The sequence below is a fragment of the Cryobacterium sp. TS_SC_7 genome (genome assembly GCF_056156285.1).
In genome coordinates this window covers 1,955,832-1,972,145 of record NZ_CM149589.1, presented here as the reverse complement: position 1 = coordinate 1,972,145, position 16,314 = coordinate 1,955,832, and the positions used below count along the sequence as shown (strand labels likewise).

General features: G+C 68.8%; 10 protein-coding genes. 5 read left to right on the top strand and 5 right to left on the bottom strand.

Going from position 1 to position 16,314, the window contains the following annotated elements; translation table 11 throughout:
- Positions 1-17: 17 nt before the first annotated feature.
- Positions 18-1,754: a peptidoglycan DD-metalloendopeptidase family protein gene (locus AC0J5J_RS09075; protein ID WP_474897628.1), complete on the bottom strand. Its 1,737-nt coding sequence runs from the start codon at positions 1,752-1,754 to the stop codon at positions 18-20.
- A 129-nt stretch (positions 1,755-1,883) separates the two neighbouring features.
- The gene (locus AC0J5J_RS09070) at positions 1,884-2,870 is read right to left on the bottom strand and encodes an AfsR/SARP family transcriptional regulator (RefSeq protein WP_474897626.1); all 987 of its coding nucleotides are present in this window, start codon (positions 2,868-2,870) and stop codon (positions 1,884-1,886) included.
- A 219-nt stretch (positions 2,871-3,089) separates the two neighbouring features.
- Here AC0J5J_RS09070 and AC0J5J_RS09065 point away from each other — a divergent pair, with 219 nt between their 5' ends.
- The 3 genes from AC0J5J_RS09065 to AC0J5J_RS09055 all read left to right on the top strand — a co-directional run bounded on the left by AC0J5J_RS09065 (position 3,090) and on the right by AC0J5J_RS09055 (position 11,108).
- Positions 3,090-8,540 (top strand): peroxidase family protein, encoded by a 5,451-nt coding sequence (locus AC0J5J_RS09065; RefSeq protein ID WP_474897624.1) that lies wholly within the window; start codon positions 3,090-3,092, stop codon positions 8,538-8,540.
- A 92-nt stretch (positions 8,541-8,632) separates the two neighbouring features.
- Complete coding sequence (locus AC0J5J_RS09060; RefSeq protein ID WP_474897623.1) at positions 8,633-10,318, top strand: multicopper oxidase family protein; 1,686 nt, start codon at positions 8,633-8,635, stop codon at positions 10,316-10,318.
- A gap of 1 nt (position 10,319) precedes the next feature.
- On the top strand, positions 10,320-11,108 hold the full coding sequence (locus AC0J5J_RS09055; protein ID WP_474897621.1) for a hypothetical protein: 789 nt from the start codon (positions 10,320-10,322) through the stop codon (positions 11,106-11,108).
- On the opposite strand, the gene AC0J5J_RS09050 is transcribed toward AC0J5J_RS09055, so the two are convergent.
- The 3 genes from AC0J5J_RS09050 to hutH all read right to left on the bottom strand — a co-directional run bounded on the left by AC0J5J_RS09050 (position 11,105) and on the right by hutH (position 14,849).
- Positions 11,105-12,460, bottom strand: coding sequence for a sensor histidine kinase (locus AC0J5J_RS09050; protein WP_474897620.1), 1,356 nt, complete (start codon positions 12,458-12,460; stop codon positions 11,105-11,107). The two genes, AC0J5J_RS09055 and AC0J5J_RS09050, sit on opposite strands and share 4 nt — an antisense overlap.
- Positions 12,453-13,100 (bottom strand): response regulator, encoded by a 648-nt coding sequence (locus AC0J5J_RS09045; protein WP_134424566.1) that lies wholly within the window; start codon positions 13,098-13,100, stop codon positions 12,453-12,455. The genes AC0J5J_RS09050 and AC0J5J_RS09045 overlap by 8 nt, the downstream gene beginning before the upstream one ends.
- A 198-nt stretch (positions 13,101-13,298) precedes the next feature.
- Positions 13,299-14,849, bottom strand: a complete 1,551-nt coding sequence (gene hutH / locus AC0J5J_RS09040) for a histidine ammonia-lyase (protein WP_474897618.1) — start codon at positions 14,847-14,849, stop codon at positions 13,299-13,301.
- Between the two features lie 124 nt (positions 14,850-14,973).
- Between hutH and AC0J5J_RS09035 the strand changes: the two genes are divergently transcribed.
- A complete protein-coding gene (locus AC0J5J_RS09035; RefSeq protein ID WP_474897616.1) occupies positions 14,974-15,738 on the top strand; it encodes an IclR family transcriptional regulator in 765 nt (254 codons plus the stop codon).
- 122 nt (positions 15,739-15,860) lie between these two features.
- Positions 15,861-16,253 (top strand): DUF1801 domain-containing protein, encoded by a 393-nt coding sequence (locus tag AC0J5J_RS09030; RefSeq protein WP_134424569.1) that lies wholly within the window; start codon positions 15,861-15,863, stop codon positions 16,251-16,253.
- Positions 16,254-16,314: the final 61 nt, after the last annotated feature.

Below are 16,314 nucleotides of genomic sequence, written 5' to 3'. Positions count from 1 at the left end.
ATCCGTCACCGGATGGCTCACTCGAACCGTACGCCGCGCTGCAGCAGGAACGGCTGCGGGTCGACGGCGGCGCCGTTCACCCGCACCTCGAAGTGCAGGTGACAGCCGGTGGAGGCGCCGGTGCTGCCGACGCTTGCGATGACCTGCCCGGCGATGACGCTCTCGCCCACGCTGACGACGGTCTGGCCCTCGGCCAGGTGTGCATAGCCGGTGGCGGCTCCGTTGCCGTGGTCGATCAGGATCCAGTTGCCGTAGGTGCCCAGCCGTTCGGCGGCGGCCACGACCCCGGCGCTCGCCGCGTAGACGGCCGCCCCACACTCCGCTGCGATGTCGGTGCCACCGTGGAACTCGTTCACTCCCGGCAGCGGGCGATCGGGTCGGGGGCCGAAGCCATCCGACAGGGAGCCGTGAGCGGGTGCGGCCCAGCCCTGGTTGCCGGGCTGACCGCGGGGCAGGTCGCCGTCGTCGTCGCTGCCGGCAACGACCGTCGGTTCCGGTTCCGGTTCCGGCAGCGGCGTGAGGGAGAGGGCGACCGGTGTGCTCGCGGCGAGATCGGCCACCTCGGCGATGGCCGCATCCAGTTGCTGCTGAGCCTCTTCCATGGCGAGGCGGGTGTCGGCGAGCGGGATGGCCTCGATCGTCGACCGCAGTGCGGCATCCTGGTCCTGCAGGGTCTTCTCGCGCCTGGTATCGGCGTCGACGCGGGCCTTCACCTCGTCGAGGCTGTTCGTGAGCCGGTCAAGAGTGTCGATTGTGGCCAGTCCGGCGAGCAGGTCGTTGCCCGTGCGGTCGCCGGCGAGCAACACGTCCATGGCGTCGGGGGCCGACTGCTGCAGGGTTGCGCGCACAAGTGTGGCCAGTGCCCGGCGCGATGCCTCGGCCCTGGCCGCCGCGGCCGCGCCGAGGCCGCGCACGAGGTCTGCCTGCACCACCGTGGCGTCGTAGTCGGCTCTGGTCGTGGCGTAGATGAGTTTCGCGGCGTCGTAGGTGTCCTGGGCACGACTTTGCAGAGTCAGCGCGGCGCTGTAGGCGGCAGCGTGTTGGGCTCGGGCCTGGTCGGCGGCGGTTTGTTCAGCCGCACGAAGGCGGTCAGCAGTGGCAGCGGCCTTCGCGGCGGCAGCCCGTGCGGCGGCAGCCTGCGCGGCGGGCGCCTCGGCTGAGGTGTCCCGCTGCGCGACGGGCGGCTCGGCGGTCGGCGCCGGCCCTTTCGTCGCGGGAGGGACTGCCGGCGCCGGCGGGGGAGCGGTCGTGGGCGGTGCCGGGGGAGTCGAGGGGCCGGGTGTCGGCGTGGCGTCCGGGGTCGGCGTCGGAGTAAGAGTCGGAGCCGGAGTGGGAGTGGGCGTCGGCGTGGGCTCCAGCGTCGGAACCGGCGTGGGCTCCAGCGTCGGAACCGGCGTGGGCTCCAAAGTCGGAACCGGCGTGGGCGTCGGCTCCAGAGTGGGAGCCGGAGTGGGGGCTGGAAGCTGTGTCGGCTCCGGAGAGGGGGCAAGTTCAGGTGGCGCCGGGGTGGGCGCGGCCGACGGGGCTGGGCCGATTTCGGGGCCGGTCGGCGTTGCCGGACCCTCTGGGGGATTCGTATCCGTCACGACCTCGACCCCCGGGACCGACGACGTATCGTCGGCCAGGGCCGGTTGCGGCACTCCGACGAGTGCAAGGGCGACGATCAGGATCGACGCCAGGGCGAGCGTCGGACGACGACCGGCAGGCGCAATCAGTCGACGGGTGGGTCGATGAGCTCTCAGGGTGAAGTTCATGAGCCAGAACGATCCGTTTTCAAGGGGTGGACGAACAGGTCGACGGCGTCGGCGGGTGACATCATGACATGGGCTCCGAGGGTCGACAAGCGGTGGCAGCGTCGCCCGCTCGGGATGGCGGAAAGCATGTCAGGCTTCGATCCGGACACGGCGCAGGAAGGCGTCGAGAACGTGTTCTGCTTCCCGGAGAGACGCTTGCACCAGCCGGTCCGCGTGCGGGTACGAGGCTCCGAATGGCGTGGCACGACGATGCTGATCGTGCAGCATCAGCAGGGCCGCGAGCACAGTGGAGAACTCGCCGTCGGCCGTGGCCTGAAGGAGCCTGACCTGCGCGGCGCGCAGAACGTCACCTGGTGCGCAACCGAGCTCTCGATCGAGGGCCAGGCGGAAGCTCTCGTAGGCCTGCAGCCCCTCGGCGGGCCGGCCGGCCTGTTCCAGCCCCAGAATCAGGGCTGTCCAGGCGTGCTCGTTGAGTGGGTCGTCGCCCAGCGCCAGCTGCGCCCAGCCCACAGCCTCCTCAGCCAGGTTGAGCTCGGCAGCCGATTCGGCGGCCATGATCCGGGCTGCTGTCACGCGGGCGGAATGCAGGGCGCGCTCCTCGGCGGCCCAGAGCGGGAGCAGCTCGTCCCCGAGCAGCGGGGCGGTCGCCAGCGCCAGTGCCTGGCGCAGCATCGGCAGTCTTTCCGCGGCAGCGGACTGCTGCGCGTGCCGATACAGGGTGTCGAACCGGTCCAGGTCGAGTTCGACGAATGACCGCTCGATCACGTAGCCGCCGTTCACGGTTTGCAACGGACCGGTTCTGCCGCTTCCGGGTTGAAGGTGCCGGCGCAACACGCAGACGTAGCTCTCCAGGGTCGGCAGGGCTTCAGCCGGCGGATGTCCCTCCCAGATGATTGCGATCAGGCGCTCCTTGGAGACGGGGCGCCCGAGTCGGAGGAGGAGGATCTCCAGGACCTGACGGGGCTTGGGGCCGCCCAGGTCGTGGGCGCCGAGGACGGTGCCGTTTCGGTCCACGCGGAGGGTGCCGAGCAGGCGAATCGTGAGGGGTGTGGTGGCGAGCAGTTGCATGGGGAGCGGTTCGTCTGATGGCCCGGGTGAGCCGTGGGTTTGTTCCATGACGGCCTCCAGCTGATGGATTGACCTTCATCGTCATCACACCGACGGGGGGCGGTAAGCCGCAGTTGGGGGGACCGCCATTCCCCAAAATTAGGGGGTGTCGGATTCGCGCACCCACGCCGTCTGGCGACAGTCGAGCCGGCCGCGGAGTTCTCAAGAAATCCACAAGGTGGCCGCCACATCCTGCAACTCCCATCACTTTCAAGAGGCAGGTGTGTCATGAAACTTCCCGAGAGCCAGAACGGCGCCGCCAACAATCGATCCACTGGGTTCCTGCGTCGAGAACGAGCGTCGGGCCAGGTTCCCGCCGCATCCGCAGCCCGCACCTTCTCCCGATCCGTCCGGGCGCTGGCGGCAGGAACAGCAATGGCGCTGTTCGCCACCCTCGGACTGTCCACGACGGCGATGACCGCCGCCGCGGCCCCGGTCGGCCAGGGATTCACGGTCACCGCGGCCGACCTGGCCTACATTCTCAAGCAGATCAAGATTTCCGAGGCCCACGTCGCCAACACCACGTCGGCCACCGGTCCCTGCGGTGCTCTCGTCGGCACGGGGGCCAACCAGGTTCCGGATGCCCTGACGTCCTACGGGCTCCGCACCGTGGACGGTTCCTGCAACAACCTGCTCCCCGGGCGGGAGACCTACGGTGCCGCGGACGAGGTGTTCACCCGGCTGACCACCCCGGTCTTCAGCGCGGCGGAGGCCAACCCGCCCCTCTTCGGGCCCCCGGCAGCGTCGTCCTACCAATCGACGTCCGGAAATGTCTTCGACAGCCAGCCGCGTTCGATCAGCAACCTGATCGTTGACCAGACCTCGACCAACCCGGCGGCGGTCGCCGCGGCCGGCACGCCCGTGCGCACCCAGGGCAACCTCGGGATCGTGCCGTGCACCACCGACCCCCAGCCGCTGGCCGACCCTGCCGTCGACGGCGTCCCGGCGGGGTGCGTGCCGTCCGGGGACACCCTGTTCATCCCCAACGTCACCACCGACGTCGGCCTCTCGCCGCCGTACAACTCCCTGTTCACCCTCTTCGGCCAGTTCTTCGACCACGGTGTCGACCAGACCGTCAAGGGCGGTGGAACGGTCTTCGTGCCACTCAACGAGGATGACCCGCTGCGGACCAAGGGTCCGGACGGCATCGCCGGAAACGGCGACGAGGTGCCGGCCAACCAGGCCTTCATGGTCCTGACCCGCGGCCAGAACCAGCCCGGCGCTGACGGCGTCCTGGGCACCGGCGACGATGTGCGCGACGCGGACAACACCGACTCGCCCTTCGTCGACCAATCTCAGACCTACACGTCCCACGCCTCCCACCAGGTATTCCTGCGGGAATACACCAACAACGTCGACGGCTTGCCGGTGTCCACCGGGAAGCTCCTCGGCGGGCCGGCCGGTCCCACCGCGGGCGGCATGGCCACGTGGGCCACGGTCAAGGCGCAGGCCCGGAATCTCCTCGGACTGGACCTTGCGGACCAGGACGTCACCAACATCCCCCTGATGGCGGTCGACCCCTACGGCAAGTTCATTCCCGGCCCGGTCAGCGGACTCCCGCAGTATGCGACCGAGACAGGTCTGGTCGAGGGCAACCTCGCGGCCCCGGTGCCTGTGCCCGCCAACGCGCTGCACTTCAACACCCCGTTCCTGACCGACATCGCGCACAACGCTGAGCCCAAGGCGGGCCTCGTGCCCGACGGGGACTCCACGGCCTCGGCCGACTTCGCCAGCCAGCCGGCCGGCACCTACGACAACGAGATGCTGGATGCGCACTTCGCGGCCGGTGATGGACGCGTGAACGAGAACATCGGGCTCACCGCCATTCACCAGGTTTTCCACTCCGAGCACGACCGCCTGGCCGAGGAGTTCAAGACCACCCTCACCAACGACACGTCCACCAAGGGTGTTGCGGCGCTGGCCGAATGGAAGCTGGCCGCGGGCGCGAACGGCTGGAACGGTGAACGACTGTTCCAGGCTGCTCGGTTCGTGACCGAGATGGAGTACCAGCACCTGGTGTTCGAGGAATTCGGACGCAAGATTCAGCCGGCCATCCAACCCTTCCTCTCGTACAACACCGACGTCAACCCGGCCGTCACGGCGGAGTTCGCCCACGCGGTCTACCGCTTCGGTCACTCGATGCTGACCGAGACGATTTCCCGCACCAACTCGGACGGAACCGACAACTCCATCTCCCTGCTGGAGGGCTTCCTGAATCCGCCGTCCTACACCGACGGCGGCAGCGCAGGCTCCCTCACCTCCGAACAGGCGGCCGGCAGTGTGATCATGGGCATGAGCGACCAGGTCGGCAACGAACTCGATGAGTTCGTGACCGACACCCTCCGCAGCAACCTGCTCGGTCTGCCCCTGGACCTCGCGGCGATCAACATGACCCGTGCCCGGTCGGAGGGCGTCCCCCCGCTGAACGAGGTGCGGCGCCAGATCAACGAGGTCACGAGCGACGGCCAGCTGGCCCCGTATACCAGCTGGGCCGACTTCGGGCAGAACCTCAAGCACCCGGAATCGCTGACCAACTTCGTGGCGGCCTACGGCACCTACCCGACCGTCACCGCCGAATCGACGCTGGCCGGCAAACGGGCGGCAGCCACGGCGATCGTCGACCCAGGCCCGGGCATCTCACCCACCGCCGACGCGCTGGACTTCATGAACAGTGCGGGGCCCTGGGCCGGCCAGGAGACCGGCCTGAACAAAGTCGATCTCTGGGTCGGTGGACTCGCCGAGAAGACGAACCTCTTCGGCGGCCTCCTCGGCAGCACGTTCAACTACGTGTTCGAGAACCAGATGACCGACCTGCAGAACGGTGACCGTTTCTACTACCTGGTGCGCACCCCCGGCATGAACCTGCGGGCCGCACTCGAGGGCAACTCGTTCGCCGAGATGATCATGCGCAACACCGACGCGCACACCTTGAAAGCGGATGCGTTCGCAACGGCCGACTGCAAGTTCCAGCTGGGAAATCTGGCCGGGACCGAAGCGGGATATCTCGCCTCCGGGCCGGCCGTGACCGATGACCCGGCCTCAGAATGCAACGAGGGCGCGCTGCTCCTGCGCAAGCCGGACGGCACGATCCAGTACCGGGCCATCAACTCTGAGGACCCGTCCGGCATCAACGGCCAGGGCGTCTACAACGGCACCGCTGGAGTCGACCGGGTCGCCGGCGGCAACGACAACGACACCGTCCTCGGCAACGAGGGCGACGACGTGATCGACGGCCAGGGCGGCGATGACGTCGTTCTCGGCGGCGAGGGCAACGACCGGATCACCGACTCCGCCGGTGACGACGTGCCGAAGGGCGGTCCGGGCAACGACTACATCAACGCCGGTATCGGCCTCGATATCCTGATGCCCGGTGACGGCAAGGACTTCACCCTCGGTGGCGGCAACGACAACGAGACCTTCGCCGGCGAGGGCGACGACTTCGCTCATGCGGGTGACGGTAACGACGTCGTGTTCGGCGACGGCGGCGACGACTGGATCCAGGGCGGATCGGGCATCGACCTGCTGATCGGTGACCACGGGGCGCCGTTCTTCGACGACCCGGCCCAGACCAAGCCCGGCAACGACGTTTTCGTCGGCCAGTCCGGCGCGAACGATTACGACGGTGAGGGCGGCGACGACATCATGTCGTCGAACGCGACCATCGACCGGTACGCTGCGGCCGCCGGGTTCGACTGGGTCATCCACCAGTACGACACGGTGGCGGCCGACGACGACATGATGATCAACAACAACCTGGTGGGCGTCCCGCTCCCGGTCGTGGTCAACCGCGACCGGTGGCAGGAGACGGAGGCCAACTCCGGCTCCCGGTTCAACGACGTCATCCGCGGTGACGACGCAGTGCCCAGCACCGTCGGTGGTGCCGGCTTCAGCGGCTGCGACGTGCTCGACCAGGCCGGCATCGACCGCATCAGCGGTCTGGGAGCCATCCTCCCAGTGCCGAGCACACCGCTCGGACCCGTGGAAGCGGCATCCGCGATGGGTGCCTGCCCGCTCGAGGGCCCCGTCTGGGGCGATGGCAACATCCTCCTCGGCGGTCTCGGCGGCGACACTCTTGAGGGTCGCGGCGGCGACGACGTCATCGACGGTGACCGGTACCTGCGGGTGCGGATCAGTGTTCGAGACGGCGCCGGCACCGAGATCGGCAGCACCGAGCTGATGGAACGTCCCTACCAGGCCGGCAACACGCGCACCCTGGCAGCGGATGTCGCATCCGGCGTCATCGACCCCGGCAATCTGGTCGTGATGCGCGAGATCGTCTCCCCGACCGCGGCCGAGACCGCCGGCCAGATCGACTCGGCCGTGTTCTCCGATGTGGCCGCGAACTACACCGTGACGACCGTCGGAGGAGCCCTCGGCTCTCCCGGAGCCGTCACGACCGTGGTGCACAACGGGGCTGGCCAGAACGGCACCGACACCCTGCGCAACGTGGAACGACTGCTGTTCTCCGACAGTGTGGTCCCCGGTGTTCCCACCATCGGCCCCGCGGTCGCCGGCAACGCGCAGGCCACAGTGAACTGGACCGCATCCGCTGTCGGCGTTCCCACCGGCTTCCTGGTGCGGGTGCTCGACGCGGCCGGGGCCCCGGTCGGTGTCGACCGGGTGGTCGTGGCCGGTCAGACCAGCCTGATCGTGACCGGTCTGACCAACGGCTCCAGCTACACCTTCCAGGTGGCGGCGACCAACGAATTGGGCACGAGCGCATTCTCGGCTCCGTCCAACGCGGTGACACCGCTCGTGCCGCCGGCCGTAGCCGGAGCACCCACCATAGGAACCCCGACAGCCGGCGTCGCCTCGGCGACCGTCAACTGGACCGCCCCTGCCGCCAACGGCGGATCGGCGATCACCGGATACTCGGTGCGGGTGTTCTCCGGAACCACACTGGTTCGCACCCAGGCGGTCACCGGAAACGTCGGAACGGTCGTGGTGACCGGTCTCACCAACGGAACGGCGTACACGTTCGACGTGGCGGCGGTCAACGCGGCGGGAACGAGCGCCTTCTCGGCTCGATCCGTGGCGGTGACTCCGCGAACGGAGTTCGTCGCACCCACCGTGACGGCTCGGACGCCGGCCTCCGGCGCCCGTGCGGTTAGCCAGACCGCGAATCTGAGTGCAACATTCAGTGAACCGGTCACGGGAGTCAACGGCACGAGGTTCGTGCTGCGGCTCGGCGCCACGGTGATCCCCGCCGTGGTGACCTACAACGCGGCGACCCGGGTGGCGACTCTGAACCCGAACGCGACGCTGGCGGCCGACACGACCTATACGGCCACCCTCTCGGGCGTGACCGACACGGCGGGCAATACGATGACGGCCAGCTCCTGGACCTTCATCACCGGCCCGGCACCGACCATCACCTCGATGAATCCCGCACCGGGAGCCACCGGGATCGCGCGCGACCGGAACGTGGTTGTGGGCTTCAGTGAAGCCATCACCGGCGTCACCGCGACGACGGTGCGGATCACCCGGGTCTCGAACGGATCCGTGGTCGCAGGCACGATCACGCTGACGAACGCGAACCGACGCCTGACGATCAACCCGAACGCCACGCTGCTGGCCAACACCCGGTACCGCGTCACCATCACCGGTGGCACGGGCGCTGTGCGGGACCTGGCCGGCAACCCGCTCGCCACCCGCACCTGGGTGTTCACGACCCGCTAGGCACCACCCCCTCAACCGGCCGGCGGCGCATCCACTGGTCGCCGGCCGGTTGTCCCCCTCTCACCCAACTCGCGTAGCCGCAGGGAGAGATCATGACCACACGCAGGGAAGTTCTTCAACTGGGAGCCCTCGGCGCTCTCGGAATCGTCGGCACGAAAGGTGGCGACGACACACCGGACCCGGCTGTGCCGCTTCAGACCACGAGCCTGCTGGCTGCGCAGAACATGCCCGTTCCCTACGCGGGCGTCTTTCGCCGGCCGCCGGAGCTGGTGCCCTATGAAACCGGCTTCGATGATGGGGACCCGGCACGGCCCTACGAACGCTTCGCTCTCACCCAGAAACTCGGTCAGGCCCAGCTGGTACCCGGCCTGTTGACGACGATCGCCGGTTACAACGGGATCTTTCCCGGCCCGACCATCCGTGCGCGTCAGGGAACGCGCACCGAGGTGCGCATTCGCAACGGCCTCCCGCAGGCCGGCCTGCTGCATCCGGGCGCCTTCCGCACGGTCACGCACCTGCACGGTTCCGCCTCGCTGCCGCAGTACGACGGCTACGCCAGCGACTTCACCGCGCCCGGCAACGTCAAGAACTATCACTATCCCAACTGGCAGACCGCCCGCACGCTCTGGTACCACGACCACAACCAGCACGTCACGGCCCAGAACGTGTATGCGGGCCTCGCCGGCTTCTATCCGCTGGCCGATCGCTTCGAGCAGGCCCAACTCCCGCAGGGGGAATACGACGTGCCGCTGATGGTGTCGGATGCCCTGTTCAAGGCCGACGGGTCGCTCGGCTACAACGACAACGGCCGTAAGGGTCTGTGGGGCGATGTCATCCTGGTCAACGGGGTGCCCTGGCCGACGATGAAGGTCAAGCCACGGATCTACCGGTTCCGGATGCTGGTCGCGTCTATAGCCCGCTCCTATCGCCCCACCCTGTCAACCCGCGACCCGGTGTACATCGTCGGAACGGATGCGGGCATGGTGCCCGTCGTCCAGGCTGTCCAGTCCTGGCGGCAGGGCACGGCCGAACGGTATGAGGTGCTGATCGACTTCCGCAAGTACCGCGCGGGACAGCTGATCGAACTCCGCAACCTGAGCAACAAGAACAACATCGACTTCGCCAACACCAACAAGATCATGCGATTCGAGGTCGTGGCGGATTCCGGCCCTGCGTCGCTGAACCGTATCCCCAGCACGCTGGACGACGGTGGCGCCTTGAACCCGGCTCGCGGTGGAGTGGCGACCATGAGCCTTCAGCCGGCAATGGCCAAGGCCAAGCGGAGCCTCACGGTGGATCGAACCGGAGGTGAATGGTCGATCAATGGCGTGACCTGGGCCGATGTCGAAAAGTCCGGCTACTCCAGGTTGTTCGGCAACCCGCAGCCCTACGACATCGAGGAGTGGACGCTGATCAATGCGTCGGGTGGTTGGTTCCATCCGCTTCATGTGCACCTGGTCGACGCGAAAATCATCGGCCGCAACACGAATCGTGGGAAACCGTTCGCGTGGGAGAACGGACCCAAGGACGTCGTCTACCTCGGAGAGAACGAATCAGCGACAATTCTGACGCAATTCGACACCGGCCCCGGCGCGGGCGGCCGCTACATGATTCACTGCCACAATCTGGTCCACGAGGACCACGACATGATGGTGCAGTTCGCGGTCGGCGACTGGCGGGTCAACGATCCCGTCACCACGGACCCGCCCGTGCCGGACACCACCCCTCTCGGCTCCTTCCCGCCGGCCTACCGGCCTGGCTATCCGGCGGGATATTGACATGTCTGCGGTTTTGAGGCCGGTCGCGGTCGTGCTGCTGGTCATCGGGTTGACCGGCTGCTCGACCGTTGCCCAACCTGGCCTCAAATCGGAGCCGCCGGCCGGCACCGCGGTGCTGGCCGGCGAGCCGGGAGCGGACCTCGGAAACGGACGCCCCGCGGTGACCTTCGACGGCTTGATGGTGCGTCGACGGGTCGTGGTCGCCATCCGCCCCCGGGAGAGCGCAGATCTGGTGTCGCTCCGCGGGCAGCTGGATCAGGCGGCGCACCGCCTTGGGCTGTCCCTGGCGGATATCTCACCCACGGTGCTCGACGCCGACGTGCTGGAAGAGCTGGGGCCGCAGTTGGTCGTCGCGCTTCCCGAGGGCGGCACCGTCGACGATGCCGGACGCCTGATCGACCTGACCCCGTCGTTCGGCGGAGCGTTTCCGGATGCCGTCCAATTCCAGATCGGTCCAGTGCTGGTCCATGACCTCCGATTCGCGGTGCGCACGGCTGATCCGCGGACGCTTAGAGAGGCGATCGACCGGGAAGGGATCCTCGCGGACGCGCTCGGCACCTATTCCAGCACCACGGGAACCGAGGAACTGCGGATCGACTACACCGGTCCGCTGCTCAGCGACGACCTGATCCAGTCGATCCGGGCGGGGATCGCGGGTCCGGCGCGGTCCGAGCCGGGCGACGTCTCCGTGTCACCGCGATCGACCGAGGGGGACGGTGTGCAGATGGAGTCGGAGCCGCCACCCGGTTCCGCACCGCCGCTGACGCCCCATGGCCACACCGGAGGTTAGGCGCGATCGACTGCAGCGACAATGCGGGTTCCGTGACCGACCCGCGACGCGATCTCCAGGGTGCCGCCGGTCACGAGGATGGTGTCCCGGATGATCCGCAGACCGACATGCCCGTCCGGGGGGTCGGCCTCCGGATCGAAACCGCAGCCATCGTCTCGGATGGACAGCTCGATGCGGTCGGCATCCTGCTCCACAGAGAGTTCAAGGCTCTGTGCCCCGGCATGCGTCATCGCGTTGGTGAGCGCTTCCCGGGCGACCCGGTACAGGATGGCCGATCGATCTCGGTCGAGGTCCAGGCGATCCGGAAGGTGGAGCCGCACCTCGATTCCGCGCTCCGTCAGTGGGTCGGCAAGGCGCCGTAACCCTTCGATCAGGCCGAGTTGCTCCAGGCCGGGTGGGTAGAGTTCTCCGGTCATAGCTCGCAGGGTGCTCACATTGCGTTGCAGGATCACGCGGGCTCGAATGATCAGAGAACGTCGTGCGCCGGATTCGAGCTTGTCCTCCGCTTCCAGTGCATAGGAGAGCCCCGCCAGGTCCTGGATGACCTCGTCGTGCAGGTCGCGCGCGATGCGCCGGCGTTCCAGATCCGAGGCCCGGATCGCGTGCTGGAGCAGCTGCCGCCTGGACGCCTGGTCCACCTGGATTCTGCGGGCGAGTCGGATCGCGGGCGGCAGTTGCGCCAGTTGCAGCACCATGAGGGCCAGCAGGAAGGCCGGGGTCATGCTGAGGAGCAGGCTGGCCTGCTCGTCGTGCACCGTCTGGTCATCGAAGTAGGCCTCGAACATCAGCGGGCGACCGGCGGCGTCCACAGCCCGCACATAGATCTCCACCAGCTCGCCCGAATCAGCCTCGTGGTCATTGTCCAGGCCATCCTGGAGTTCGAGGGAGGCACGCTCGGCCCCGCCGGCCAACAGGGGGCCGCTCCAGCGAGGAATGTCAAAGGTGCGCCCGATCAGGGACGGGACGTCGGAGTAGAGCACGCGGCCCTGCGGATTCCACACCTTGATGCGCACGATCGATTTGTCGGCCAGCCAGGGGGCCACCCGGCTGTCGATTAATTTCAGCGCCGCCGGGTCTCCGGCGATGACCTCGTCCGTGATCAGCGGTCCCACGGTGTAGTCGGCCAGGTGATGGGTGATCACGGTGGCGTCGTCGAGGGTATGGTTCTCCGCCTGCGCCCGAATCCAGAGCGCAACCGGGACGGACACGGAGATCAGAACGAGCAGGCCGATCATCAGAAAGCGGGAGACGGCGGAACGTACCTCGGACTTCTCCGCCGCAGTGGCGCCGTCGGGGTGGCGGAAATCCCAGGCACGGGCGGCCGGCCTCGGCATCCGTGCCCGGCTACGCACGGTCCCGAACCATCACAAGCCCGAGTCGCGACGCGGTGACGACCGCCTCGAGCTGGGTATGAGCCTCCAGCTTCGCGAGGATGGTCTTCACGTAGCCGCGGCAGGTGTTCTCGGAGATGCCGAGTGCGAGCGCATTGGCCTTCACGTCACTGCCCGCGGCCATCAACTGGAGCACGTCCAGTTCACGCCGGGTCAGCGACGCGGCGGCCAGGGCATTTTCGTGCAGCCGACGCCGGGCGCTGAGCTGTGCCACGAGGGAGGGGTGCACCAGGAAGGTGCCGTTGCGGGCGTGCCGGAGAGTGTCCAGCAGGCCGGCGAGAGACCCGTCCTTGGGGAGGAAAGCGCAGACTCCGATGGCGGCGGCCTGCTCGATCGTTTCGGGGGTCGGGTCACCGGTCAGCATCACGATTCGGGTGGACGGTGTCCGGGCCAGGATGCGTGCCGCGGCGGAAAGGCCGCTGCCGTCAGGCAGGTGGAAGTCCATCACGACAAGGTCGGGAGACAGGCTTTCGGTCAGCTCGATTGCGCTCCGCGCGCTACGGGTCGTGCCGACCGTGCACAGGTCCGGTTCCCGGTCGAGGGCGCCGAGCAGGAGTTCGGTGAAGGTGGTGTGGTCGTCGACGATGAGGACGCGGATCATGGTTCTCCGATGAGTTCCAAAGCTGACATCTGCGTCGACAGGTGCTCGGGTGCCCCGCCTGTGCAGGTGATCAGGCTTTCAGTATGCTCGCGACCGCGACTGCCGTCCAGCCTCATTCGGGGGGTAGCCGGTATCGTGATTGCGTGCCGCGGCCGCCTGCCCGGGCCGAGGGCCGTGGGCGGATGCCCGCGCGGCAGCTCAGGCGAGAGGCCCCGTGACACCCGCCGCCGCATCCCGCACGGCACCCGTTGCCACGAGATCCACGATCGCCTCGATCTCGGGGGAGAGGAACCGGTCGTGGCCGGGGCCGGCGGCAACCGTGCGCACGAGGTTCCGCACCGCATCGGTGGCCGGGCCGGGAACCAGCGGCATGCGCAGGTCGAGCGAGCGTGCGGCCGTCATCACCTCGATCGCGAGCACCCGGCCGAGCCCGTCGATCGAACGCCGCAGCTTTCGGGCGGCCGCCCAGCCCATGGACACGTGGTCCTCCTGCATGGCCGACGACGGGATCGAGTCGACGGATGCCGGCACCGCCAGCCGCTTGAGCTCCGACACGATCCCGGCGGCGGTGTACTGGGCGATCATCAGCCCCGAATCGACGCCGACCTCGTGGGCCAGGAACGGCGGAAGCCCCTTGTTGCGGGTGGCGTCGAGGTGCCGGTCGGTGCGCCGCTCGCTCATGCCGGCGACATCCGCAGCACTGATGGCGAGGAAGTCGAGCACGTAGCCCAACGGGGAACCGTGGAAGTTGCCGTTGGAGCGCACCCGGCCGTCGAGCGTGACCACGGGGTTGTCCACCGCGCTGGCCAGTTCCCGACCGGCGATCAGGGCGGCGTGGTCCATCGTGTCGCGGGCCGCGCCGTGCACCTGCGGGGCGCAGCGCAGTGAGTAGGCGTCCTGCACGGTGGGGTCGTCGGGGCCGGCATGGCTGGCGAGCAGGGGAGAGCCGGCCAGCAGTGCGCGCAGATTGGCCGCGCTCCGGGCCTGGCCGAGCTGGGGACGAAGAGCCTGCAGGTCGGCGGCGAAGGCGGCATCCGTGCCGAGGAGGGCCTCGACGCTCATGGCGGCGGCGACGTCGGCGGTCGTGAGCAGGCTGGACAGGTCGGCGAGGGCGAGCACGAGCATGCCGAGCATGCCGTCGGTGCCGTTGATCAGGGCGAGTCCCTCCTTCTCGGCGAGCACGACGGGCTCGATGCCGGCCGCTGCCAGGGCTTCGCCGCCGCCCAGCAGGGTGCCGGACGCATCCCGCACCCGACCCTCACCCATCACCGCGAGCGCGCAGTGTGCCAGCGGCGCGAGGTCGCCCGAGCAGCCGAGCGAGCCGTATTCGTGCACGACGGGGGTGATGCCGGCGTTGAGCAGAGCCGCGTAGGTCTCGGCGACGACGGGCCGCACGCCGGTGCGCCCGGTCATCAGGGTTGAGAGGCGCAGCAGCATCAGCGCGCGCACCACCTCGCGCTCGACCTCGGGGCCGCTGCCGGCGGCGTGCGAGCGCACCAGGCTCGCCTGCAGTTGGGCGCGGCGGTCGCTTTCGATGAACGTCGTCGCGAGCGCGCCGAAGCCGGTCGAGATGCCGTAGTGCGGGTGCACGTCCTGCGCGAGCCCGTCGATGATGCGGCGGGTTGCGGCGACGCCGTCGAGGGCGTCCCTGGCCAGAATGACGGGGGCGTCATGCCGGGCCACCGCGATGACGTCGGCGAACTCGAGTGGGCCGGTGCCCACGGTGACGGATGCTCTGACGATGTTCATACCTTTGATTCGACACCAGCCGGGTGGTGCGCACGACGGGTTTAGGCTGGGTGCTGTCCGGGATACCGGACAGTTACGGGCCGACGTGGGCCCGCATTGACCACCAGGGGAGCGAGGCGAGCGGATGACCCGGTCGAAGGTTCCGGCGGCGCACGGAACGCTGCGCATCCTCTCGCATCTGGCCACGCAACGCGGCCCGGTACCGGCGTCCCAGATCGCCACGGCCCTCGGCCTGGCCCGCTCGACCGTCTACGACCTTCTCGCCGTGCTCGCCGACCAGGGCTTCGTGGTGCACTTGCCGGAGGAGCGGCGCTACGGGCTGGGCGTGGCCGCCTTCGAGCTGAGCTCGGGCTTCTCCCGGCAGCAGCCGTTGTCGCAGCTCGGCCGTCCACTGGTCGCCGCGCTCGTCGACCGGCTCGGCGAGAGTGCCCACCTCGTGGTGTTGCACGGGCGCGACGTGATCTACCTCGTCGAGGAGCGTGCGCCCCGGCGTCCGTCCCTGGTGACGGATGTCGGCGTGCGCCTCCCGAGCCACCTCACCGCGAGCGGGCGCGCCCTGCTCGCCGCGCTGCCGGCCTCCCAGCTGCGGGCGCTCTACCCCAATGCCGCAGCCTTCGCCGCACGTGACGGCCGGGGACCCCGCACCGGCACCGAGCTGCGGCGTCTGCTCGAGCAGGTGCGCCGGGACGGGTACGCCCTGGAAGACGGCGAGATCACCGAGGGGATGGCATCCGTCGCCGTGGCCGTGCGCGACCACGCGGGCTGGCCGGCCGCGGGCGTGGCCGTCACCTTTCCGCGGGAGCGCATCCCCGAGGCGGAGTGGCCGGCGCTCGCCGCCCAGCTCGGCGGCACCGCCGCCGAACTCTCCCGACGCATCCGGGGCACGTAGCCCGGCGCTGCAGCGCGCTCGCGGCGGGAAGCGGGCGCGGGTTAGAATGTGCGCCCGCTTCCGTAACCTGCGCCGCGAGGCAGGGCCGCCGCGGCAGGGGGGGGGCGCGCTAGGGTTCTGCCATGGCTGTCACCTATCGCACGGTCGCGGAGTTCCTCGTCGCCCAACCGCCCGATCGCCGCGCGGAAATCGAGGTGCTGCGGCAGATCGTGCTCGGGACCAACGGCGAGCTCTCGGAGCACATCAAATGGAATTCGCCGAGCTACGTGTTGAACGGAGTCGACCGGGTGACCGTGAACGCGCACGGAAAGGGCGTGCGCCTGATCCTGCACTGGGGCACCCGGATCGCCGAGGACAGGAGGGCTGCGCACACCTTCGACGGTGATCCGTTCGGGCTTCTGACCTGGCACTCGAACATCCGGGCCAGCGTCAGCGTCGCCGACCTGGCTGACCTTCTGGAGAAGCAGGACCAGATCAGCGACGTCGTGCGCCGCTGGCTCGACGCCGCACGCTAGCTGCCCCGAACCTCCGCGGCGGTGCCCGTCAGCGACATCCCAAGCGCACTCGCCGGCAGCA